Source organism: Diaphorobacter aerolatus (genome assembly GCF_014489535.1).
Lineage (GTDB): Bacteria > Pseudomonadota > Gammaproteobacteria > Burkholderiales > Burkholderiaceae_C > Diaphorobacter_A > Diaphorobacter_A aerolatus.
In genome coordinates, this window is the sequence record NZ_CP060783.1 from 1708927 (window position 1) to 1731371 (window position 22445).

Genomic DNA, 22445 nt, shown 5'->3' on the forward strand with positions numbered 1-22445 from the left:
GTCTTGCTATTGCGCTTCCTTCAGATAGCGATCCGAAAAGTTCTTCTGCGCTGCGGCCATCTTGTCGTAATCCACGGTCTTGGCGCGTGCGTATTCGCTCGCTGGCAGGAAGCGCGACTGCACGTCCTTGGGCATGGCAATGTTGCGCACCGGACGCAGATAGGCGTTCGCCCAGATGGTCTGCCCTTCGTCGGAGAGCACGAAATCCAGCACTTTCTTGCCGTCCGCTGCGTGCGGCGCCTTGTTCACGAGACTCATGACATACGGCACTATCACGCTGCCCTCGGCGGGAATCACGAATTGCACATTGGCCTTGTCCTTGTATTTGGCGCGGTAAGCGTTGAAATCGTAGTCCAGCAGGATGGCGATTTCGCCGGAAAGAACACGCGCATAGGCAGTCTGCTTGGGAACGATGGGGTCGTTCTTCTTGAGCTGCTTGAAGTAGTCGATGGCCGGTCCGAAATTGTCGAGCGTGCCGCCGCGAGCCTGATTCACGGCGACAGCGCCCACATAGCCCACGAAGGCCGATGCGGGGTCGAGATAGCCGATGAGACCCTTGTATTCCGGCTTGAGCAGATCGGCCCATGACTTCGGCACGGGCTTTCCGCCCAGCGCGTCCACGTTCACCATGAAACCCATCGTTCCCGAGTGGATGGCGAACCAGTTGCCCGCCGGATCCTTGAGCCCATCGGGGATCTCGTTCCACAGCACAGGCTTGTAGGGCTGCACCACGCCTTCCTTGATCGCCTGGTAGGCGAAGGTCACGCCCACATAGGTCACATCGGCCACCGGGCTGGCCTTTTCGGCGACCAACTGCGCCAGCGACTGGCCGGAGTTCTTGTTGTCGGGTGGAACGGTTACGCCGGTTTTTGCCTTGATGGCCTTGATCTGCGTTCCCCAGTCGGCCCATTCGGTCGGACAGTTGTAGCAAATGGCGGTTTGCGCGAAGACGCTGGTCGCGGCCAGGCCGAGAGTGAACGCTGCGGCGCGCGCAAAGGTTTGAAGTCGCGATTTCATCGAAGGCTCCTTAAACGTCTGGTAAGAGGTGATGGATGGGTTGAAAGGGACGTGCGCGGCGCTGGCGCGCACGATTCGCCCGCGCGAAAGTGGTGTGCGAGCTTGATGCTGGCGGGCGCTGCGGGCGGCTTACCCGCGGCAATCGCCTGCACCAGCAGCTCCACGCTGTGCCTACCGATGTCCGCGTTGGGCTGGGCAATCGTGCCAAGCATGGGAGTGAGGTCTTCACCGAGCGCAATGCCGTCGAAGCCCGTGATGCTGATCTGATGGGGAACCGACAAACCCGCAAGGTGTGCAGCGCGCAGGCAGCGAATCGCAATCAGATCGTTGGAGCACACCAGCGCGGTCGGGCGCAGCCGCGCATCGACAAGCTGCGTGACGACCTCCTGCACTGCGGTTTCGACGAACGGCACCTCGATGAGCGGCAGCTCCGCAAGCCCCGCCCGCTTCATGCCGTTGCGGTAGCCGCGATACCGCTGCCTGGCGCGATCCGAGGCCTTGAGCATGCCGCTGACCATCGCGATGCGCTCATGCCCGAGCGCCGTGAGATGGGCGATCAATTCGCGAACCGCCTTTTCATTGTTCACGCCGACACAGGGGTGCCTTGCGTGCTGGTTGTAGGCGAGCACATAAGGCAGACGCACGGCGATCAGGCGTTGCAGCGCGCTCGATCTACCGGGGTTGGAAACCACGAGAATGATGCCGTCCACGTTCGCCGCCAGCAGGCGTTTCACGGCCTGATCTTCGCGCTCCACCTGGTACTCGGTCGTGAACGGCTGGATCGAATAACCCGCAGCGGCGGACGTTGCCGCAATGCCTTCGAGACATTCGGCGAACACCGGGTTGAGCAGCGTCGGCAGCACCACGCCGATCACGCAACTGCGCTGCGTGCGCAACGTGCGCGCGCTGGCGTTCGGCGTGTAACCCAGCTCGGCGGCAACCTGCCGAACGCGCTCGCGTGTCTCGGGCGTGACCTTGTCCAATGCGTTCAAGGCGCGTGACACGGTGGCAATCGAAACGCCAGCAGCCTTGGCAACGTCCTGTATGCGCATGGTGCGATGCTCTTTCGTGATCGTTCGGTTTTCTGTAAACGATTACATTGGATCAGCGCAGTATGACGAACACGTGTCAGAAGCGGGCAAGGGATTACCCGCTGAGCCACCGCGCAGTTGTGACGGTGTGAAAGAGGGGGATGGCAACCGGGACCAATGCGCGGAAAATGAGGTCGCATCCGGTGCATCGCACTTTTTTGGGAGACACGAATGATCAGCAAGAACACTGTCTGTCTTTGGTACGAAAAGAACGCGGTGGAAGCCGCGGAGTTCTACACGCGCACTTTCCCGGACAGCAAGATGGGCGCGGTGCACCACGCACCCAGCGACTACCCCGACGGCAAGCAGGGCGATCCGCTGCTGGTGGAGTTCACCGTGGCAGGCATTCCGTGTGTCGGACTCAACGGCGGCCCGTATTTCAAACACAACGAGTCGTTCTCGTTCCAGATCGCCACCGAAGATCAGGAAGAGACTGATCGCCTGTGGAACGCCATTGTCGGCAACGGCGGCGAAGAGGGCGATTGCGGCTGGTGCCGCGACCGCTGGGGTGTCTCGTGGCAGATCACTCCGCGCATGCTGCTCGCCTCGTTCACCGATCCGGATCGCGCGGCAGGCAAACGCATGTTCGACGCGATGATGACGATGAAGAAGCTCGATATCGCGACGCTGGAAAAAGCAAGAAGAGGCTGACGACGGCGCCGGGCAGATGCGAGACAAGCGCCGCGTCGAGACTTCAGTCGATGCGCGCGCCCGAGTCCTTCACCACCTTCTTCCAGTATGCGAGTTCGCCGGGCAGCGATGCCTTGAAACTTTGCGGATCGGACTGAACGGTTTCCGCGCCAAGGCCCTTGAGCCGATCCTGCATGGCCGGCGTGGCAAGCACCTTGACGACCGCATCGTGCACCTTGTTGACGATGGACGCGGGCGTGCCTGCCGGGGCAAACAGGCCGTACCAGGAGGTCACCGCCAGCTCTTTGCCGAGCGGCGTGATTTCGGGTGCGAGCGAGGTGGGCTTGTCGGAAGCGACACCCAGCACGCGCAGCTTGCCGCTGGTGACGAAAGGCATCACGCCGGGAAAGCTGCCGAAGGTCATCGGCAACTGTCCGGCCACCACATCGGTGGCAGCGGCCGCAGCGCCCTTGTAGGGCACGTGCAGCAACTCGATCTGCTTTTGCGTCTTGAGCATCTCGCCGAGCAGATGATTGAGCGTGCCATTGCCCGCAGACGCGAACTCGACCTTGCCCGGATTCGCCTTCGCATAGGCGACCAGTTCGTCCAGATTCTTCGCGGGAAACTTGGGATTCACCACCAGCAGATACGGCGCGACGGCCAGTTGCATGACGGGGGTGAAGTCCTTGACCGGATCGAACGGAATCGATGCATACAACGCGGGATTGATGATGTACGCGCTTTGTGCGGTCACGAGCCAGGTGTTGCCGTCTGGCGCGCTGCGCGCGACCTGGCTGGTACCAAGATTGCCGTTGGCACCGGGTCGGTTTTCCACGATCACCGGCTGGCCGAGCGTGTTCTCGAGACCTTGCGCCACGGCACGAGCGATCACGTCATTGGCACCGCCAGGAGCCTGAGGCACGACGAAGGTAATGGGCTTGGTGGGCCAGTGGCCCGTCTGCGCCAGCGCCTGCGACATGCTGCTCAAGGTGGTCGCCGCAAGCATGCCGCAAGACACCAAGGCAAACGCTCGGCGTGAAAAATGGATGGGGGTGGTGGCGGCGGCTGGAGCAGTCTTCTTCATCTCGAATCCTCTGGTCTTCTGCGAAATGGGAACCGGGAGAATAGCCCACTCTGGGTCGCTGTTCAAAGTACGGGAGCAGATGCCAGCAGCCTGGCGACGAGCGCATCCACCGCACTCTCCGCATGCCCAAGCGATGCGCTCTGCCGCTCGCCGCCATATTCGTCGTACTCCGCCGCGATGCTGTGGAAATCCGTGACTCCGATGTAGGCGAACGCGGTGCGCACCGACGGCTCCACATGGTTCATGTGCGCGATGCGGCCACCCGCGTGGTAACCGAAGTCGCCACGCGAGGACAGCAACACGAGGCGCTTGCCACTGCCCGCCAGCAGCGGCCAGTATGGATCGCCCTCGCGATTGCGATCAAAGCCGAAGGTGCGTCCGACGCGAACGATGTTGTCGATCCACGCCTTGAACTGCGCAGGTGGCCCGAAGTTGTACATCGGCACGCCCGCGACAATCACGTCCGCGGCAAGCAACTCGTCAACCAGTTCGTCGCTGGCCCGCAGTTGCTCTCGCATCCACTCCTCGCGCGCTGCCTCGGGCGTGAACGCGGCATGGATCCAGCGTGCGCAGACGGGCTGCGGCGGCTGCGTCCCGACATCACGCCGGATGACGCGGGCGCCAGGCTGCGCGGCAATCCATGCATTGACAAAACGTTGGGTGAGGCGTCGGGTGTGCGATCCGTGCTCGCTCAGCAGTGAGTTGTCTTTGCGGGCACTGGAGTCGATATGAAGCAGGGTGTTGGTCATTGAGATTCCCGGTTGAAATTTGAGAGGCATGGTCCATGGATGATTCATGTTGATCCATGAAGCCCGCTTTGACAAACGAGAATTCGCCACTCTATAGTTGATTCCATTTCATCCATAGGGACCGACGATGCCACTTCCCTCCCTCTCCGCGTTGCGCGCGTTCGAGGCCGCAGCAAGGCTCAAGAGTTTCAAGCTCGCCGCCGACGAGCTGTCTGTCACGCCCACAGCGATCAGCCACCGGATTCGTGTGCTGGAGGAGTCGCTGCAGCGCCCGCTCTTCATCCGCAAGGTGCGCGCGGTGGAACTCACGCCGCAGGCCGAGGAACTTCATTTGGCGGTGCGGAGCGGCTTCGATGCCATCAACCGCGCCGTGGAGCGCTTTCGCAAGCCCCAGCGAGCCTGCGTGACGGTTTCCACCACACCGGCGTTTGCCAGCAAATGGCTGGTGCCACGCATTGCGCAGTTTCAGGCCCTGCATCCGGACATCGATCTGCATCTGCAGGCGACGAACGACCCGGTGAATCTGGAGGCCGGATCCGTCGATCTCGCGGTGAGATACGGATTGGGCAAATACAAGGGACTTGAAGTGAGCGCCCTGCTGGCCGACGAATTCGTGCCCGTAGCCAGCCCCGCGATGGCCCGGGGCAAACGCGGCAAGCCCGAGCTATGGCCGATGATCCACTTCGAATGGCAACGCGAGATGCCCGTCGATCTGACGTGGAAGGCCTGGGCCCGCGCCGCGCGATTGAATTCCGCAAGGCTTCAGGCAGGCATCCGCTTTTCGGAAGAAAGCCACGCGATACAGGCCGCCGTTGCCGGACAGGGAATGGCGCTGCTCAGTCGTGTACTGGTTCAGCAGGAGCTCGATCTGGGTCTGCTCAAGCAGATGCCTGGGCCGGTGCTTCAGGCAATGAGCTACTCACTGGTTCGATCAAGACAGGTGGCCGAGAGAGAGGAGGTCAAGCGGGTGAGCGAATGGCTGCTGGCGTGCGCGCGTTCCGTCTCATCCCGCTAAGGCCTGTGCGCAATCAGCGATCCATGTCCTCGCGCGACCTGGGCGGCTCCTTTGCGTTCCTGCGGCTCTTGCCTGCGCGACCGGCCTTGCTCCATTCGTAGTCCTGGCCATCGGGCGTCCTGCCCTCCTCCACCGCGCTCACGCCCATGGGCCCGACCATCTCGCGCATTTCGGACGAGATGGTGACGTGGGCGTTGTGAGCATCGGCGCGCAGCAACTGGCACTGCTTCAACGCCTCACTCATCTGCTTGTCGCTGAAGTGCAGGCATTCGGGCTGCCATGCGGGTGCCGCGCCTTCCGGGCTCTGGTTGCGCAGGTAGAAGACGACGATGCTCATGGACGATCACTGCTGCTGGAATGAGGCAATGGTATGCGCGAAAGTCGGCCACCGGATCAACCGGCAGAAAAATAGCGGAGCGTCTTCCAGGCTCAACTCGCCAGCACCGCCAGCGCGCACGAGGCAATCCGCGCATCGACCGAGTCCGAGCGGCTGGTGAGGATGATCGGCACGCGCATGCCGAGCACCAGACCCGCGCACTCGGCGTCGGCCATGTAGACGAGTTGTTTGTAGATCATGTTGCCGGCTTCGAGGCTGGGCACGAGCAGCACATCGGGGTGTCCCGCAACTTCCGAGTGAATGCCCTTGTTCTGCGCGGAGCGCAGCGAGATCGCGTTGTCGTAGGCGAGCGGGCCGTCGACGATGCCGCCGGTGATCTGTCCGCGATCGGCCATTTTGGAGAGGGCTGCGGCATCGACGGTGCCTGGGATCGCGGGGTTCACCGTCTCCACCGCCGAGAGGATGGCGACGCGCGGTGTTTCGATGCCGATGGCCTTGGCCAGTTCAATGGCGTTCTGGGCGATGTCGCGCTTGACCATCAGGTCGGGGAAGATGTTGACGACGCAATCGGTCATGAGCAGCGGCCGCTCCATGCCGGGCAGGTCCATCACGAACACGTGACTGGCGCGCCTGCTGCCGCGCAGGCCGGCTTCCCTGGCGACGGCCGCGCCAAGCAATTCATCGCTGTGCAGACTGCCCTTCATGAGCGCCTTGGCCGTGCCGTTGCCACACAATGCTGCGGCCTGCGCGGCGGCGGCACGTGGATCATCGGCAGTGGCGTGGATTGCGGTCTGGCTCAGGTCGAGCCGGGCCTCTTTCGCGGCGGCTTCGATGCGCTCCTTCGGGCCGACGAGCAAGGGCACGATCAGCCCGGCCTGCGCCGCCTGCATGGCCGCGTGGAGCGATCCCGCATCGCACGGGTAGGCCACGGCCACCGGAATGGCGCCCTTGGCGCGCGCGCTTGCAATCAGGCGGTCCAGGTGTGGGCGCGGCTTGGCGGGGGCGTCGGGCGTGAGGATGGAAGCCATGGTGGGAGTCTCCAGTCCGGGATTTTTTGCGGGCGTTGTCGTTGAGCGAGGTTTCTAGCGGGTGTCGGTTTTTTGTGCTGCTGTCACCCTCACCCGGCCCTCTCCCGCAGGCGGGAGAGGGAGAGGGAGAGAAAGCCTCACCCAAGCTCTTTTTCACTGGTGCGAAAGGTCGCGGTATCGGGTTCAGACATAGTCCTTGTACTTTTCGAGCAGGCGCACGGGCTTGCTGAGTGCGTCGCGGCGGAACGGGTCGCCGAGTTCGCGGGTGCACATGATTTCGATGACGCAGGTCTTGCCTTCCTTCATCTGCATGTCGATGGCCTTCCTGAGCGCCGGCCCCACGTCCTCGAGCCTGTCGACCACGATGCCCTCTGCGCCCATGGCCTTGGCGATGTCGGCAAAGCTTTCGCTTTCCAGCTCGCCTGCCACAAAGCGGCGGTTGTAGAAATCGACCTGATTCTTCTTTTCCGCGCCCCACTGGCGGTTGTGGAACACCACCGCCGTCACGGGAATGTCGTGGCGCACGGCGGTCAGGACTTCCATCATCGACATGCCCCAGGCACCGTCACCGGCATAGGCCACGGCCGGACGATCCATGGCCGCGCACTTGGCGCCGATGATGGTGGGCAGCGCATAGCCACAGTTGCCGAACGACATCGGCGCGAAGAACGAGCGTGGCTCGTCAAAGCGCAGGTAGCTGTTGGCGACCGAGTTGATGTTGCCGATGTCGGTAGAGACCATCACGCGCGGCGGCATGGCCTTTTCGAGTTCGCGCAGCACCTGGCGTGGATGCAGGTACTCACCGCCGGTCGGTGGCGTTTCCTGCTTCGCCTCTTCGATCATGTCGAGGCTGTAGGCATCGCGCTCGTGGGTCCACTCGTCGAGTTCCTTTTCCCACGCGGCCTTCTCGGCCTCTACGGTTTCCGCGCATGCCGCCTTGGTGGCGTCGCACGCCAGCTTCACATCGGCGAGGCGCTTGACCAGCTCTGCGGCCACGGCCTTGGCGTCACCGTTGATCCCGACCGAGATCTTCTTCACGAGACCCAGATTGGTGTGATCGGCCTCGACCTGAATGATCCTGGCGGTCTTCGGCCAGTAGTCCATGCCATGCTGGGGCAGCGTGCCGAACGGACCCATGCGCGAACCAAGCGCGATCACCACGTCCGCCTGCGCAATCAGCTTCATCGCAGCCTTGGAGCCCTGATAACCGAGCGGGCCGACCCACAGGGGGTGCTTGGCGGGAAACGCGTCATTGCGCAGATAGCCGGTCGCCACGGGCGCGCCCAGCCGTTCCGCAAGCGCCTGCGTTTCGGGTACGGCATCCCCCATCACCACGCCGCCGCCCGCCAGGATCACCGGGAACTTCGCGGTCTTGAGCAGCTCGACGGCTTCGTTCAACGTCTTCTCGCCGCCGTGGCCGCGATCAACGCGCATGGGCTTTGGAATCTCGCACTCGATCTCGCCGTAGAAATAGTCACGCGGAATGTTCAGTTGCGTCGGGCCCATCTCGGACATCGCGCGGTCGAAGCAGCGACCCGTGAATTCGGCCATGCGCCTGGGGTTGCACACATGGCCCTGGTATTTGGTGAACTCCTGGAACATCGGCAATTGGTTGGCCTCCTGAAAACCGCCGAGACCCATGCCCATCGTGCCGGTTTCGGGCGTCACGATCACGACCGGGCTGTGCGCCCAGTAGGCAGCGGCGATGCCGGTCACGCAGTTGGAGATGCCGGGGCCGTTCTGGCCGATCACCAGACCGTGACGACCCGAGACACGCGCATAGCCATCGGCCATATGGGCCGCGCCCTGCTCGTGCACCACGGGAATCAGGCGGATGCCTGCGGGCGCAAAGATGTCCATCGCGTCCATGAAGGCCGAACCCATGATCCCGAACATTTCGGTCACGCCGTTGGCAACGCAGGTTTCCACAAAGGCCTCGGAAGGAGTCATCCTGGTGACGCCCTCGACCACCTTACGATTGTCGGCTTTAGCTTTGGTCATCTTTGTCTCCTGGTGGAAGATGCAAAAACGGAACTAAATGTTCCACAAAAAGAAATTGCAGGCGCAAGTCTAAGAGATATTCGCGTAAAAACACAATAAATTTCTTTTTTTGGAATAAATTGACTCAAAAAATGGAATTCAATATGATCGATGGCGTTATGAAGAGCACCGACATCAGCACGACCAAATTGGATGGAGACACACCCAATCTGCGTCTGTTTGCGCTTTTGGAGGTCATCGCGCAAAAGGACGCGCCTTTCACGCTGCAATCCATCGTCGAGGAAACGGGGCTCCCCAAGCCCTCGATGCACCGCATGCTCACGCAGCTCGAGACCGCGGGCATCCTGCAGCGCGAGGGCAATGGCCGCCACTACGCCACGGGCCGCCGACTGATGCGTCTGGCCGAAAACGTATTGCTCAACAGCACCACGCATGGCGCGCGCCATGCGGTGCTCAGCAAGCTCGTGAGCGATCTGGGCGAGAGCTGCAACATCACGGCGTTTTCGGGCGGCGAGGTGCTGTATCTGGATCGCGTGGAAACGCCTGCGCCGCTGCGCTTTTATCTGCATCCCGGCTCGCGTGTGCCGGCGCACTGCTCGGCCACGGGCAAGCTGTTCCTGAGCCAGATGGCACCCGCGCAACGCCGCAGGCTGCTGTCGGCCGCGCCGCTGCCGGGCTTCACCAGCAACTCGCTCACCACGTTTGAGGCGGTCGATGCCGAACTCGACAAGGTGCGCGAACAGGGCTTTGCGGTCGACAACGAGGAATTCCTGCCGGGCCTGCTGTGTCTCGGCGTGCTCGTGCCTTCACGCAGCGGCAGCTCCAACATGGGGCTTGCGGTGCAGGCACCGATCATGCGGTTTCCGAAAGAGAAGGCGCTGTCCCATCTTCCCAGGTTGCAGGCCGCAGCGGAGGCAATCGCCCGCATCAACGACGATGTTCCGAGCGGAGCCGATGATGACTGACCTGACCCTGTTGCAGCCCACCGCCACGATCAGCGTGCGCGAGATGTTCGGTATCGATTCCGACATGCGCGTGCCCGCATTCGCACAAGCCTGCGAACATGTGCCCAGGGTCGATACGGCCTACCGCTTCAACCGCCAGGTCACGCTGGCGATTCTTGCGGGTTTTGCGCACAACCGCCGCGTGGTGATCCAGGGGCTGCACGGCACGGGCAAATCCACGCACATCGAACAGGTGGCCGCACGCCTGAACTGGCCTTGCGTGCGCGTGAATCTCGACGGTCACATCAGCCGCCTCGATCTCGTCGGCAAGGACGTGATCGCACTGCAAGACGGCAAACAGGTCACTCAGTTTCAGGAAGGCATCCTGCCGTGGTCGCTGCAGCGCCCCGTCGCCATCGTGTTCGATGAATACGATGCCGGACGACCCGACGTGATGTTCGTGATCCAGCGTGTGCTGGAGCGCGAAGGCAGCTTCACGCTGCTCGACCAGAAGCGCGTGATCCAGCCGCACGAATACTTCCGCCTGTTCGCCACGATGAACACGCTGGGGCAAGGCAATCTCTCGGGCCTGTATCACGGCACGCAGATACTCAATCACGCGCAGCTCGACCGCTGGAACCTGGTCACCACGCTGGACTATCTGGCGCCCGATGAGGAAGCGGCCATCGTGCTGGCGCGCGTGCCCGCGATGGACACGCCACAGGGCCGCCCACAGATCGACGCGATGGTGGCGCTGGCCAATCTCACGCGCAAGGGCTTTGCGGTGGGCGATCTGTCGCTGCTGATGTCGCCGCGCACCGTGATCACCTGGGCCGAGAACACACAGATCTTTCACGACCTCAAGCTCGCGTTCGAGCTTTCATTCTTCAACAAGTGCGAGCCTGCAGAGCGCATCATCGTCGCCGAATACTTTCAGCGCTGCTTCGCGCAGGAACTGAACGCGCAAGCCGACGCTGCGCCGCCGCACGTGCATGTCGGCTGAAACCGCCACGCGCAACCCGCAGACCGCGCCCACGCTCGCGCAAATGGAGGCCTGGGGCGGCGCGCTGCTGCGCGCCATCACGGGCGACGCGTCGCTGCAATGGAGCGGCCAGACGCTGTACGCAGGCACCACGCCGCAAGCCCTGTCTGCCGCACACCATCTTGACGTTCCCGCGACCATGGCCGACCAGCGCGGCATGCTCGACAGCGTGGGCCTGCGATTGCGACTGAGCGATGCGGTGCTGCACCGCGCGCATCTGCCCACCGATCCCGTCGAGCGCATGGTGTTCGAGCTGCTCGAGCAGTTGCGCATCGAAAGTCAGGTTCCGGCCACCTGGCCCGGCGCGCGCGAAAACATGCGCCAGCGCTTCGTGCACTGGGCGCAGGCGTTCATGGATTCCGGACTGATCGAAACCGACCTGGGGATTCTGCTGTTCGCCGTGGCGCTGATCGCGTGGAGCCGACTCACCGATCAGGAGATGCCTGAACGCATGTCCGACACCATCGAGTCCACACGCATGGCGATGTCGCCGCAACTCGGTCGTCACTGGCTCGATCTGCGCCGCATGCGCGGCGATCAGTCCGCATTCAGGGTGCCTGCGCTGGCCGTGGCGCGCTGGGTTGGCGATGCAGTGCGCGCCGCGCAAGAAGATGCGCCGCGCGGCAGCGGCAGCCCCAAGCGCCGCAGCCAGTTTGCGCTGCCACTGCACTTTGAAGCCGCCCCTCTGGACGAACTGCCACGGGCGCAAACCGGAGACAGCCGCGCGTGGGCAAGCGCCTCCCGGACCTACCGGGTGTTCTCGCGCCAGTACGACCGCGAGGAAGCCGCGTCCGCGCTGATCCGCCGCCCGCAACTGCTCGAATTCCGCGAGCAGATGGACGACGAGATCGCGCGCTCGGGCCTGCATGTGGGCCGCATCGCGCGCTATTTTCAACAGCGGCTCGCAACGCGCCAGCGCGACGGCTGGAATTTCGGCCTCGAAGACGGGCATCTCGACGGCGCACGGCTTGCGCAACTGGTAAGCGATCCCGACACGCGTGAAATCTTCAAGGACGAGGCGCAGCGCCCGATCAACGAGACGGCCGTGAGCTTTCTGCTCGACTGCTCGGGATCGATGAAGAACCACGCCCGGGCGATGTCGATCCTTGTTGACGTGCTTGCACGTGCGCTCGAGATCGCGGGAGCGCGCGCCGAGGTGCTGGGTTTTTCCACCGGCGCATGGAACGGTGGCCGCGCGCGCCGCGACTGGCAGAAGGCCGGGCAACCCGAGGCGCCGGGGCGCCTGAACGAGCGGCTGCATATCGTCTTCAAGGAGGCGGGCAGGCGTTGGCAGCATGGCCGCCATGGCATCGCCGCGCTGCGCAAGCCCGACCTGTTTCGCGAAGGCATCGACGGCGAAGGTGTCGAATGGGCCTGCCAGCGTCTGCGCGCGCAAACGGCCAGGCGGCGCATCCTGATGGTGATCTCGGATGGTTGCCCGATGGACACCGCCACGCACCAGTGCAACGACGAGCACTATCTCGATCAGCATCTCAGGCAGGTGCTCGCCGCGTGCGAACGCGCAGGCGACGTGAAGGTCTGCGCACTCGGTGTGGGGCTCGATCTCGGCGTGTTCTACCGGAAGCGGCTCGCCGTCGATCTACAGCACGGCATTGACGACGCGCTGTTGTTTGCCGTGGCGGAACTGCTGTGCAGGCCTTGAGGGCTTGCGTCAGGCCTTCGCGCCCGGCACCCCGGGCTGCACTGGCTCTGGCTCCGGGCGGCGCGCATAACGCTGCGCAAGCACCGCGCAAACCATCAACTGCAACTGGTGGAAGATCATCAGCGGCAGCACGATCAGCCCCGCTTCGGCGGATGGGAAGATTACCTTCGCCATCGGCACGCCACTCACGAGGCTCTTCTTGGAGCCGCAGAACACGATGGTGATTTCGTCTTCCTTGTTGAAACCCAGCTTGCGTGCGAGGAAGGTCGTGAGCGTCAGCACGATGGCCAGGATGATGGCGCACACCAGCAGCAGACCGAGCAAGGCCTCAAGCGGCAACTGTCGCCAGATGCCGGCCACCACGGCCGCGCTGAAAGCGGTGAACACCACCAGCAGGATCGAGCCCTGATCCACGACCTTGAGCATCCTGGCGTTCTTCTTCACGAAATCGCCAATCAAAGGTCGCAGCAGATGGCCCACCACGAAGGGCAGCAACAGTTGCAGCATGATCTTGCCAATGCTGTCGAGCGCGTTGTGCTGCGCGTCCCCCGCCTGCGGCAGCACGAGCTTGACCAGCAGCGGTGTGACGACGATCCCCAGCAGCGTGGAGGCCGAGGCGCTACAGATCGCAGCCGGCATGTTGCCGCGCGCCATGGCCGTGAAGGCGATGGCCGACTGCACGGTGGCCGGAAGCACGCACAGATACAGCACGCCGGCATAGAGCTGCGGCGTGACCAGTGGCTCGAGCACCGGCCGCAGCACCACGCCGATGATCGGGAACACGACGAAGGTCACGGCGAACACCAGCAGGTGCAGCCGCCAATGCCCAATGCCCGCGAAAATGGCCTCGCGCGAGAGCTTCGCGCCGTGCAGGAAGAACAACAGCGCGACCGCCGCCGTGGTCAGGTTTTCAAAGAAATGCGCCGCCGCACCCGAGACCGGGACGAAGCTCGCGAGCGCCACCGTGGCGATCAGCATCAGCGTGAAGTTGTCGGGAAGAAAGCGGGAGCGAGCCATGGCGTGATCCGTTGCCACAAGGGCCTGTTACGAATGAATGATTGGCTGTGGATTGGACGCCAGCAGTCATGCAAAGTAAAATCGATTTATTTGATAATTTCATGAATCTGAATCATGAATGTGACCCTGCGACAGCTACAGGTGTTTCTCTCCCTCGCAGAAACCCGCAACTTCAGCCGCACGGGCGGTCTCATCGGCTTGACCCAACCGGCGGTCAGCCGCAGCATCACCGAACTTGAAGCGCAGTTGGGCCTGCAACTGGTCAACCGCACCACCAGAGAAGTCGAATTGACCGACGCGGGCCGCAGCCTGGCCGCGCGTCTGCCGCGCGTGCTCGACGATCTCGACGCCACCCTGCTCGACGTTGCGGGCATGGCGACCGCGCGCCGTGGCCGCGTGCGCGTGGCGAGCAGCCCCACGCTGTCGGCCAATCTCATGCCCGAGTGCATTGCGCTGTGCCACACGCTGCATCCGGGCATGGAACTGATGCTGCTTGATCGCGTGCAGAACGCAACGCTGGCCAGCGTGCTCTCGGGCGAGGTGGACTTTGGTGTGGTGATCGATCCCGAAGAGCGCGACGCGCTGACCTGCGAGACCATTCTGAGCGAACCGTTTCTGCTCGCCTGCCCGCCCGACCATCGACTCGCGACCAAGGCCGCGGTGAAGTGGACCGATCTGAGCGGAGAGTCCCTCGTGCTGCTCGACCACGCATCGGGCAGCCGCCGCCTGATCGACGACGTGCTTGCGCGGCTGGATGTTCAATGCACCGTCGCGCAGGAGGTGGGTCACAGCACCACGATTTTCCGCATGATAGAGGCCGGACTTGGCGTAGCGGTGATTCCCCGCATGGCGCTGCCGCCACAGGGTCTCGCCGGGCTTTGCGTGCGCCCGCTCACGCCGCGCATGAACCGGCAGGTGATGCTGGTGCAGCGGCGCAATCGCGCCCTGTCGCCACTCGCGCAAACGGCCTGGCAACTGGTGCGCGAGCAGGCGGCAAAAATCGGTGATGAACGCTCCGCGCCGAAAAAAACTTCAAGGAAAAGAACGGCTGCTCACCAGCCGAAATAGGCGGCCAGCAGCAGCGCCGCCTCGGGCGTGAATGCAGCGTTGGCGAGACCGTCGCGCACCTTGTCCACGGTCCAGAGTTCGAAGCGCTCGACCTCGCCGTCCTGATTTTCGGGCGTGATATTTTCGGGAATGGTCGCGCCGAACCAGTCGATGCGCTCACGCATATAGCCTGCGTTGTCTTCCTCTTCCGCGGGTTGCGCGAAATCGACGTGACCACCATGGCGCAGATCCTGAAGATCGGCAATGCGCAGGCCGGCCTCTTCCCAGGTCTCGCGTGCCAGCGCCTGTTCCAGCGAATCGTCGGCCGAAACCATGCCGCCCATCAGCGTGTCCCACATGCCCGGATGATTGGCCTTGTCGAACGCCCGCTGCTGCACCCACATGCGGCCATCGGGCGACGCGCCGATCAGATGCACAGCGCGCGTTGCAATCGCCAGCGGCCGCACGAGACCGCGCTCGATCGTGCCGATGCGTTGGCCCTGTTCATTGCACACCGCGAGTTGTTCATCGCGCCACGGGCCGCTGAGTCCGGCCTCGCGCATCGCCCGCGCGAGCGCATTCATCGCGGCGGTGGCGCCGTTCGCGCCCCCATCCGCACCGGCGGCCGCGCTTTGCAGTTGCCACGCACCCTCATCGAAGAACAGGCGATGACCACCGGGCAGAGACCCGGCGACACGCTCGATCACCTGCGTCTCGACCGAGCCAATGTCCTCGCCATCCACCACAAAGGGCATGCGCAGCCTGAGCGTCGGGCGCTTCGCATGCGCGCGCGCAGCGGCCAGCCAGGCTGGCGCTGGGGTCAGGTCCGCAGATGCCATGATGCGGCCATCAATCGAGCGTGAGGATCGTCGAGCCGGTGGTCTTGCGAGCCTCCAGGTCGCGGTGCGCCTGCTGCACGTCCTTGAGCGGATAACGCTGCTCGATGTGGATCTTCACCTTGCCGCTGGCGACGACATCGAACAGATCATCGGCCATGGCCTGCGTGACCTCACGCGAGGTGATGTGCGAGAACAGCGTCTGGCGCGTGAGATACAGCGAGCCCTTGCCGAGCACGGCCGGTGCAAACGGCGGCACGGGTCCCGACGCGTTGCCGAAGCTCGCCATCAGGCCGAACGGGCGCAGGGATTCGAGCGACTTGTCCCAGGTGTCCTTGCCCACGGAGTCATAGACCACCTTCACGCCCTTGCCGTCGGTGATTTCCTTCACGCGCGCGGCGAAGTCTTCGGTGTTGTAGTTGATCGCATGCACCGCACCGTTGGCGAGCGCGAGCTGGCACTTGGCGTCCGAGCCTGCCGTGCCGATCAGTTGCAGGCCCAGGGCCTTGGCCCATTGGCAGGTGATCAGGCCCACGCCACCGGCGGCCGCGTGGAACAGCACGAAGTCGCCCTTTTCGAGTCCCTCGACGGGGCGCGTCTTCTTGAGCAGATATTGCGCCGTCAATCCCTTGAGCATCATGGCCGCGCCGGTCTCGAAGCTGATCACATCGGGCAGCTTGCAGACGTTCATCGCGGGCATGACACGCTCTTCGCAGTAGCTGCCCGGAGGCTGGCTCGCATAGGCCGCGCGGTCGCCGACCTTGAGGTGCGAGACGCCCTCGCCCACGGCCTCGACGATGCCCGAGGCTTCCATGCCGATGCTGGCCGGCGTCTTGAGCGGATACAGGCCGGTGCGGTGATACACGTCGATGTAGTTCAGACCGACGGCCTTGTGACGGATGCGGATCTCGCCGGGTCCCGGCTCACCCACCTGAACGTTGACGATCTGCAGCTCTTCGGGCCACCATGTTGGCGAATCTGTACGGCGAGGCTCATGGCCGGATCTCCTTGTTCGTTGTATCCAGGGATGCGATAAAAGTCGAATGCACATCCTGCCATGAATCGAGCAACCTCGCGCGCTGCGGTCCTCCCGCGCCGTGGAATGCAGACGGTGCGTCGCATCCCTACAATCGCCGACTCATGTCTCAAAAACTCTCCCGGAGCACCATGGTGCTGCTGACGATTGCGCCGCTCATGTGGGCGGGCAATGCGGTCACAGGCAAACTGGTTCACGACCTCATCTCGCCGGCCGCACTGAATTTCGTCCGCTGGGCGCTTGCGTTTCTCCTGCTGCTGCCCTTTGCCTGGCGTGCGCTGCGCCCGTCGAGTCCGCTCTGGCCGCACTGGAGGCGCTACAGCCTGCTGGGCTTGCTTGGCGTGGGCTGCTACAACGTGCTTCAGTATCTGGCGCTCGGCACCTCGACACCACTCAACGTCACGCTGGTCGGCGCCAGCACGCCGGTGTGCATGCTGATCATCGGTGCCCTGTTCTTTGGCGTGCCGGCCCGCCGCGAGCAGATCGTGGGTGCGGTGCTCTCCATCATCGGCGTGGTGCTCGTGCTGTGCCGCGGCAGCCTCACGCAACTGTTCTCGCTGCATCTGGTGATCGGCGATCTGTACATGGTGTTCGCGGTGATTTCCTGGTCGCTCTACAGCTGGCTGCTGGTTCGCACGCGCGAGCCCGAAGGCATCCGCAGCGACTGGTCGGCATTCCTGATTGCACAGATGATTTTCGGGCTCGGCTGGTCGAGCGCTTTCGCGGGCGTGGAGTGGGCCATCGGCGCGCACGAGATTCTCTGGAGCTGGAAACTTGCGGGCGCGATTGCCTTCATCTGCATCGGCCCGGCCATCATTGCCTACCGTTGCTGGAGCCTTGGCGTGCAGCAGGCGGGGCCGGTGGTGGCGGGCTTCTTCATCAATCTCACGCCGTTGTTCGCGGCCGTGCTTTCGCTTGCTTTGCTGGGCGAGGCGCCGCATCTCTATCACGCCGCCGCGTTCGTGCTCATCGTCGCCGGAATCGTGATCTCTTCACGACGTTGACACGCAAACGTCACAATTTCGTCAAAACGCTGTCATCCACTCTTTCTAGCATCCACGCCAGAGAGAGCGAGGGACGCGTCAACGCTACCCAGCCAACTTCAGAGCCATCCCTCGCTTCTCGTTTCAAGCTGCGCGCGCTCCATCATCCATGGCGGCGTCGCGCAAGAGTTTCATTACCCCCAACGAAAAGCACGATGTCTCAATCCTCCATGCTCTCCCGTCGCAAGACCCTGCAAATGTTCGCCGGCATTCCCCTGCTGCCGCTCGGCGCAGGCGCGTCCTCGCTCCTGCTGTCCGCATGCGGTGGCGGTGGCGGTGGCGACGGCACAGGTGTCGCGGTCAAGTCGGTGAGCTTCACCAGCATGGCGGCTCCCACGCTCGCCACACCCGCAGCGATGGCGACCACCACGGTCGGCTCCACGATGAAGGTGACCTTCGAGGACACCACGTCGCAGAACTACACCCTCGCCTACCAGCCATTCTTCATCACCGGCGACATGGTCTCCGACGGCAAGGGCGGCAAGATCCTCGCTGGCGGCTACGTGGACATCAACAACAAGCCCATCACCGACGCCACCGTGCCCGGCAGCGAGCGCCAGTTCTTCTCGGACTCGCCCGATGGCACGTCGCTGCTGACCGTGCCCGACGCCAAGGTCGACGGCGTGAAGGGCAAGCCCGTGTTTGCCGTGGTGCAATTCGAATACACCACCTGGGCGCAGGATGGCAAGTCCGACATGTATGGCAAGCTGCCCTCGCCCATCGCCGTGCTCACGCTCGACCAGGACCAGGCGACCGGCAAGCTCAGCCTGGTCAAGTACCACAACGTCGACACTTCCAAGGTGCACGGCCTGTGGATCACCTGCGGCGCGAGCCTCTCGCCATGGGGCACGCACCTTTCGAGCGAAGAGTACGAGCCCGATGCATTCAGCATCGACAAGAACACCATGTTCAAGGCCTACTCCAAGAATCTGTATGGCAACGAAAGCGCGGCCAACCCATACAACTACGGCCACATGCCCGAGGTCTACGTCAACAAGGACGGCACCGCCTCCATCAAGAAGCACTTCTGCATGGGCCGCATCTCGCACGAGCTCGTGCAGGTCATGCCCGACAAGCGCACCGCGCTGATGGGTGACGACGCCACGAACAGCGCCTACTTCGTGTTCGTCGCGGACAAGGAAACCGACCTGTCGTCCGGCACGCTGTATGCCGCCAAGGTCGGCGCGGGTTTCTCGATCAGCCCCTCGGCAACCTCGGGCGCGCCGCTCACTTGGATCAAGCTCGGCTCCGCGACAAGCGCGGAAATCGAAAAGCTGGCCGCAACCCTCAAGCCCACCGACATCATGACCGTGGCGAGCAAGGATCCGGGCGACACCAGCTTCACCAAGATCGTTGCCAACGGCAAGACCGAGTGGATCAAAATCAATCCCGGCATGGACAAGGCCGCCGCCTTCCTCGAAACCCACCGCTACGCCGCATTCAAGGGCGCGAGCATGGGCTTCACCAAGATGGAAGGCACGACCGTCAACGCCAAGGACAAAGTCGCCTACTCCGCGCTGCAGAACTGCCAGTCGTCGATGGTTGCGGGCAACGCCGCCAACGTGCCGGGCAATGGCGTGTCGATTCCCAAGGCGCTGAACGCCGGTGCCGTGATGGCGCTGAACCTGCGCGGTAACCAGAAGGACACCTCCGGCGCTGCGATCAACAGCGAATGGATGCCCGTGGACACCAAGGCCCTGCTGGCCGGTGAAGACATCACCGCCGACGCACTCGGCAACACCGGCAACCCCAACAAGATCTGCAACCCCGACAACCTCAAGTTCTCGGAAAAGATGCGCACGCTGTTCATCGGTGAAGACTCGAGCCAGCACGTGAACAACTTCCTGTGGGCCTACAACATCGACACCAAGGCGCTCTCGCGCATCATGTCGATCCCCGCAGGCGGCGAATCCACCGGCCTGCATGCCGTGGACGAAATCAACGGCTGGACCTACATCATGAGCAACTTCCAGCACGCTGGTGACTGGGGTGGCATCCACAACGTGGTGAAGGAAACCCTGGATCCGCTGATCAAGGCCAACTACAAGAACAAGGCCGGCGCCGCTGTCGGTTACCTCACGGGCACGCCCAAGCAACTGTCGCTGCGCAGCAGCTGATCAAGGCTTGCAGGTGAAAAGAAGAGGCATGCGTGCCTCTTTTTTTTATGGGTCGGCTCACTCCACGATCGTGAGCTTGGCCACCGACAGCGCGAGCCACTTCGTGCCATGCCTCGAAAAGCTCACCTGCGCGCGCGCATCGTCGCCCGTGCCCTCAATGGCGAGTACCTTGCCTTCGCCGAACTTGTTGTGGAAGACCGGCGTGCCAGCCTTGAGTCCATGCGACGACTCGGCCTTTTGCACCGGCACGGGCGGGCTCGCGAAGACCTCCGATTTGAAGCCTGCGCCCGGCGAGCCCCCCTGCCGTAGCGATTGGAATAGGACGCGCCGCCGCCGCCGCCGTCCGGCCGGTAGGTGCCGAACGCCGACTGTTTGGGCGTCAGCCATTTGAGCGCGCCCTCGGGCAGCTCATCGAAGAAGCGGCTCTTGATGTGGTAGCGCGTCTGGCCGTGCAGCATGCGTGTCTGCGAGTGGCTCAGGTACAGGCGTTTGCGCGCACGTGTGATCGCCACATACATGAGGCGGCGTTCTTCTTCGAGCCCATCGCGGTCGCTCATCGAGTTTTCGTGCGGAAACAAGCCTTCTTCCAGGCCACCGATGAACACGCCATCGAACTCCAGCCCTTGCTCGCATGCACGGTCATGAGCTGCACCGCGTCCTGCCCCGCCTGCGCCTGATTGTCACCAGCCTCAAGCGCCGCGTGCGTCAGAAATGCGGCCAGCGGCGAGAGGGTTTCGCCGGTATCGGCATCGAGCACGCCGTTCAGCGGTGCGTCCAGAATCGGCTGATCCGGATCGAGGCCCTGGCTTGCCGGGCTCTGTGTGAGCGGCTGGCCCTGCTCGTCGAGCGGCAGCGCGACGGCATCGCGGCCAAACCCTTCCTGCGTGACGAAGCTCTCCGCCGCATTGATCAGCTCGTCGAGATTCTCGATGCGATCCGCGCCTTCCTTTTCATTGCGGTAGTGCTCGATCAGACCGCTCGATTCGAGCATCTGGCTGATGATGCCGCGCAGGTTCTGGCCCTGTGTCTGTTCGCGCAACACGTCGAGCATCGCGACGAAAGCGCCGAGGTTTGCGCCGGCCTTGCCGGGCACGGCGCTCACCGCATCATGCAGCGAGCAACCCGCATTGCGCGCCGCATCCTGCAACGATTCGATGCTGCGCGCACCGATGCCGCGCGGCGGGAAATTCACCACGCGGATGAAGCTCGTGTCGTCGTTCGGATTTTCCAGCAGGCGCAAATACGCGAGCGCGTGCTTGATTTCCGCACGCTCAAAGAATCGCAGGCCGCCATACACGCGGTATGGCACGGCGGAATTGAAAAGCGCCGACTCGATCACCCGGCTTTGAGCATTGCTGCGATACAGGATCGCGATCTCGCGGCGCTCGAAACCATCGTTGCGCACCAGTTGCCTGATCTCGTCGACCATCCACTGCGCTTCGTCGAGATCACTCGGTGCCTCATACACCCGTACCGGCTCTCCCGGCCCTGACTGGTGCGCAGATTCTTGCCGAGACGGCGACTGTTGTGCGAAATGAGTTCATTCGCGGAGTCGAGAATATTGCTGTAGGAGCGGTAGTTCTGCTCGAGCTTGATCTGGTGCTTGACGTCGAACTCCCGCACGAAGTCGGCCATGTTGCCCACGCGCGCGCCGCGAAACGCGTAGATGCTCTGGTCATCGTCTCCCACGGCCAGCACGCTGCCACGCGTGACGAGCCGGTCGTTCGCCACGTCGCCCGCCAGCTGCTTGAGCCATGCATACTGCAACCGGTTGGTGTCCTGGAACTCGTCCACCAGAATGTGCTGAAAGCGCCGCTGGTAGTGCTCGCGCACCGGGTCGTTGTCGCGCAGCAGTTCAAACGAGCGCAGCATCAACTCGCCGAAATCCACCACGCCCTCACGCTGGCACTGGTCCTCGTAGAGCTGGTAGATCTCGACCTTCTTGCGACTGTCGGCATCGTGCGTGGGCACATCGCCGGGACGCATGCCCTCTTCCTTGCAATTGGCGATGAAGTAGACCAGTTGCTTGGGAGGAAACCGCTCCTCGTCCACGTTGAACTGCTTGCACAGACGCTTGATGGCCGAGAGCTGATCCTGCGTGTCCAGAATCTGAAAGGACTGCGGCAGGCCTGCGAGCTTGTGGTGCGCGCGCAGCAGCCGGTTGCACAGGCCGTGAAAGGTGCCGATCCACATGCCGCGTACGTTCACCGGCAGCATCGCGGACAGGCGCGCAATCATTTCCTTCGCGGCCTTGTTGGTGAAGGTCACGGCCAGAATGCCCCCTGGCGTCGCGTAGCCGTTCTGCAGCAGCCAGGCAATGCGCGTGGTGAGCACGCGGGTCTTGCCCGAGCCCGCCCCGGCAAGAATCAGCGCATGGCCTGCGGGCAGCGTGACCGCTGCGAGCTGCTCGTCGTTGAGCCCCTGTAACAGCGGGGAAGCGTTGCGATTCGTCCCCGCCGTGGGGCCCTCGGGCAGGCCCGGAGGCGGCGCGGAAAAAAGGTCTTGTGGAAGCATGCCCCATTGTAGGAAGACCGGCGCGCCGCTTGCGCGCGGAACCGGTCTTCCTGCCGCGAATAGCCATACGGAAATGTGCGGCATTCCACCGGTTTTCAAATCCATCTAGAATCAATCACCGGGCCCAAGATTTCTTGGCCCGGTTTTTTGTGCCCGGACGAAAGTCGCGTGCGTCACAGATACCGGTTGCCAGACCAAGCGCCCTTTTCTGCAATGAAACGCTAGGAGCTTGGA

General features: G+C 63.3%; 17 protein-coding genes and 2 pseudogenes. 8 read left to right on the forward strand and 11 right to left on the reverse strand.

Annotated elements, in window-relative coordinates:
- Positions 1–6: 6 nt before the first annotated feature.
- Positions 7–1017 (reverse strand): ABC transporter substrate-binding protein, encoded by a 1011-nt coding sequence (locus H9K75_RS07965; protein ID WP_187725361.1) that lies wholly within the window; start codon positions 1015–1017, stop codon positions 7–9.
- Complete coding sequence (locus H9K75_RS07970; RefSeq protein ID WP_187725362.1) at positions 1014–2069, reverse strand: LacI family DNA-binding transcriptional regulator; 1056 nt, start codon at positions 2067–2069, stop codon at positions 1014–1016. The genes H9K75_RS07965 and H9K75_RS07970 overlap by 4 nt, the downstream gene beginning before the upstream one ends.
- Positions 2070–2279: 210 nt before the next feature.
- On the opposite strand from H9K75_RS07970, the gene H9K75_RS07975 reads away from it, so the two are divergent.
- Positions 2280–2759 (forward strand): VOC family protein, encoded by a 480-nt coding sequence (locus H9K75_RS07975; protein WP_187725363.1) that lies wholly within the window; start codon positions 2280–2282, stop codon positions 2757–2759.
- A 43-nt stretch (positions 2760–2802) separates the two neighbouring features.
- Here H9K75_RS07975 and H9K75_RS07980 read toward each other — a convergent pair whose 3' ends face one another.
- Both H9K75_RS07980 and H9K75_RS07985 read right to left on the reverse strand, forming a co-directional pair.
- Positions 2803–3744, reverse strand: coding sequence for a Bug family tripartite tricarboxylate transporter substrate binding protein (locus H9K75_RS07980; RefSeq protein ID WP_404826436.1), 942 nt, complete (start codon positions 3742–3744; stop codon positions 2803–2805).
- A 140-nt stretch (positions 3745–3884) separates the two neighbouring features.
- Positions 3885–4571, reverse strand: a complete 687-nt coding sequence (locus H9K75_RS07985; RefSeq protein ID WP_187725365.1) for an FMN-dependent NADH-azoreductase — start codon at positions 4569–4571, stop codon at positions 3885–3887.
- 127 nt (positions 4572–4698) lie between these two features.
- Between H9K75_RS07985 and H9K75_RS07990 the strand changes: the two genes are divergently transcribed.
- Positions 4699–5586, forward strand: coding sequence for a LysR substrate-binding domain-containing protein (locus H9K75_RS07990; protein WP_187725366.1), 888 nt, complete (start codon positions 4699–4701; stop codon positions 5584–5586).
- Positions 5587–5599: 13 nt separating this feature from the next.
- On the opposite strand, the gene H9K75_RS07995 is transcribed toward H9K75_RS07990, so the two are convergent.
- The 3 genes from H9K75_RS07995 to xsc all read right to left on the reverse strand — a co-directional run bounded on the left by H9K75_RS07995 (position 5600) and on the right by xsc (position 8952).
- Positions 5600–5923, reverse strand: coding sequence for a hypothetical protein (locus H9K75_RS07995; RefSeq protein WP_187725367.1), 324 nt, complete (start codon positions 5921–5923; stop codon positions 5600–5602).
- A 92-nt stretch (positions 5924–6015) separates the two neighbouring features.
- On the reverse strand, positions 6016–6951 hold the full coding sequence (locus H9K75_RS08000; protein WP_187725368.1) for a bifunctional enoyl-CoA hydratase/phosphate acetyltransferase: 936 nt from the start codon (positions 6949–6951) through the stop codon (positions 6016–6018).
- A 183-nt stretch (positions 6952–7134) separates the two neighbouring features.
- Entirely contained in the window at positions 7135–8952 is a 1818-nt protein-coding gene (gene xsc, locus H9K75_RS08005; protein ID WP_187725369.1) for a sulfoacetaldehyde acetyltransferase, read from the reverse strand.
- Between the two features lie 143 nt (positions 8953–9095).
- Here xsc and H9K75_RS08010 point away from each other — a divergent pair, with 143 nt between their 5' ends.
- Genes H9K75_RS08010 through H9K75_RS08020 form a run of 3 tightly spaced genes read left to right on the forward strand, consistent with a single transcriptional unit; the run spans position 9096 to position 12601 of the window.
- Positions 9096–9917, forward strand: a complete 822-nt coding sequence (locus H9K75_RS08010; RefSeq protein ID WP_187725370.1) for an IclR family transcriptional regulator — start codon at positions 9096–9098, stop codon at positions 9915–9917.
- The gene (locus H9K75_RS08015) at positions 9910–10899 is read left to right on the forward strand and encodes an AAA family ATPase (RefSeq protein ID WP_187725371.1); all 990 of its coding nucleotides are present in this window, start codon (positions 9910–9912) and stop codon (positions 10897–10899) included. Before H9K75_RS08010 ends, H9K75_RS08015 begins: the two co-directional genes overlap by 8 nt.
- Entirely contained in the window at positions 10889–12601 is a 1713-nt protein-coding gene (locus H9K75_RS08020; RefSeq protein ID WP_187725372.1) for a cobaltochelatase CobT-related protein, read from the forward strand. Before H9K75_RS08015 ends, H9K75_RS08020 begins: the two co-directional genes overlap by 11 nt.
- A gap of 9 nt (positions 12602–12610) precedes the next feature.
- Here H9K75_RS08020 and H9K75_RS08025 read toward each other — a convergent pair whose 3' ends face one another.
- Complete coding sequence (locus H9K75_RS08025) at positions 12611–13618, reverse strand: bile acid:sodium symporter family protein (RefSeq protein WP_187725373.1); 1008 nt, start codon at positions 13616–13618, stop codon at positions 12611–12613.
- A 114-nt stretch (positions 13619–13732) separates the two neighbouring features.
- Here H9K75_RS08025 and H9K75_RS08030 point away from each other — a divergent pair, with 114 nt between their 5' ends.
- Positions 13733–14686, forward strand: a complete 954-nt coding sequence (locus H9K75_RS08030) for a LysR family transcriptional regulator (RefSeq protein ID WP_187725374.1) — start codon at positions 13733–13735, stop codon at positions 14684–14686.
- Here the strand turns inward: H9K75_RS08030 and H9K75_RS08035 are convergent.
- Positions 14671–15504: an NUDIX hydrolase gene (locus tag H9K75_RS08035; protein WP_187725375.1), complete on the reverse strand. Its 834-nt coding sequence runs from the start codon at positions 15502–15504 to the stop codon at positions 14671–14673. The genes H9K75_RS08030 and H9K75_RS08035 overlap by 16 nt on opposite strands.
- A 10-nt stretch (positions 15505–15514) precedes the next feature.
- Positions 15515–16497: pseudogene (locus H9K75_RS08040) on the reverse strand (quinone oxidoreductase family protein).
- Positions 16498–16641: 144 nt separating this feature from the next.
- On the opposite strand from H9K75_RS08040, the gene H9K75_RS08045 reads away from it, so the two are divergent.
- The gene (locus H9K75_RS08045; protein ID WP_187725377.1) at positions 16642–17541 is read left to right on the forward strand and encodes a DMT family transporter; all 900 of its coding nucleotides are present in this window, start codon (positions 16642–16644) and stop codon (positions 17539–17541) included.
- 194 nt (positions 17542–17735) lie between these two features.
- The gene (locus H9K75_RS08050) at positions 17736–19697 is read left to right on the forward strand and encodes a PhoX family protein (protein WP_187725378.1); all 1962 of its coding nucleotides are present in this window, start codon (positions 17736–17738) and stop codon (positions 19695–19697) included.
- A gap of 57 nt (positions 19698–19754) precedes the next feature.
- Here H9K75_RS08050 and H9K75_RS08055 read toward each other — a convergent pair.
- A pseudogene (locus H9K75_RS08055) lies at positions 19755–22211 on the reverse strand (UvrD-helicase domain-containing protein).
- Positions 22212–22445: the final 234 nt, after the last annotated feature.

Excerpts from the sequence above, each read along its gene's own strand:
- H9K75_RS07965 (WP_187725361.1), bottom strand. The coding sequence starts at position 1,017 with ATGAAATCGCGACTTCAAACCTTTGCGCGCGCCGCAGCGTTCACTCTC.
- H9K75_RS07970 (WP_187725362.1), bottom strand. The coding sequence starts at position 2,069 with ATGCGCATACAGGACGTTGCCAAGGCTGCTGGCGTTTCGATTGCCACC.
- H9K75_RS07975 (WP_187725363.1), top strand. The coding sequence starts at position 2,280 with ATGATCAGCAAGAACACTGTCTGTCTTTGGTACGAAAAGAACGCGGTG.
- H9K75_RS07980 (WP_404826436.1), bottom strand. The coding sequence starts at position 3,744 with ATGCTTGCGGCGACCACCTTGAGCAGCATGTCGCAGGCGCTGGCGCAG.
- H9K75_RS07985 (WP_187725365.1), bottom strand. The coding sequence starts at position 4,571 with ATGACCAACACCCTGCTTCATATCGACTCCAGTGCCCGCAAAGACAAC.
- H9K75_RS07990 (WP_187725366.1), top strand. The coding sequence starts at position 4,699 with ATGCCACTTCCCTCCCTCTCCGCGTTGCGCGCGTTCGAGGCCGCAGCA.
- H9K75_RS07995 (WP_187725367.1), bottom strand. The coding sequence starts at position 5,923 with ATGAGCATCGTCGTCTTCTACCTGCGCAACCAGAGCCCGGAAGGCGCG.
- H9K75_RS08000 (WP_187725368.1), bottom strand. The coding sequence starts at position 6,951 with ATGGCTTCCATCCTCACGCCCGACGCCCCCGCCAAGCCGCGCCCACAC.
- xsc (WP_187725369.1), bottom strand. The coding sequence starts at position 8,952 with ATGACCAAAGCTAAAGCCGACAATCGTAAGGTGGTCGAGGGCGTCACC.
- H9K75_RS08010 (WP_187725370.1), top strand. The coding sequence starts at position 9,096 with ATGATCGATGGCGTTATGAAGAGCACCGACATCAGCACGACCAAATTG.
- H9K75_RS08015 (WP_187725371.1), top strand. The coding sequence starts at position 9,910 with ATGACTGACCTGACCCTGTTGCAGCCCACCGCCACGATCAGCGTGCGC.
- H9K75_RS08020 (WP_187725372.1), top strand. The coding sequence starts at position 10,889 with ATGTCGGCTGAAACCGCCACGCGCAACCCGCAGACCGCGCCCACGCTC.
- H9K75_RS08025 (WP_187725373.1), bottom strand. The coding sequence starts at position 13,618 with ATGGCTCGCTCCCGCTTTCTTCCCGACAACTTCACGCTGATGCTGATC.
- H9K75_RS08030 (WP_187725374.1), top strand. The coding sequence starts at position 13,733 with ATGAATGTGACCCTGCGACAGCTACAGGTGTTTCTCTCCCTCGCAGAA.
- H9K75_RS08035 (WP_187725375.1), bottom strand. The coding sequence starts at position 15,504 with ATGGCATCTGCGGACCTGACCCCAGCGCCAGCCTGGCTGGCCGCTGCG.
- H9K75_RS08045 (WP_187725377.1), top strand. The coding sequence starts at position 16,642 with ATGTCTCAAAAACTCTCCCGGAGCACCATGGTGCTGCTGACGATTGCG.
- H9K75_RS08050 (WP_187725378.1), top strand. The coding sequence starts at position 17,736 with ATGTCTCAATCCTCCATGCTCTCCCGTCGCAAGACCCTGCAAATGTTC.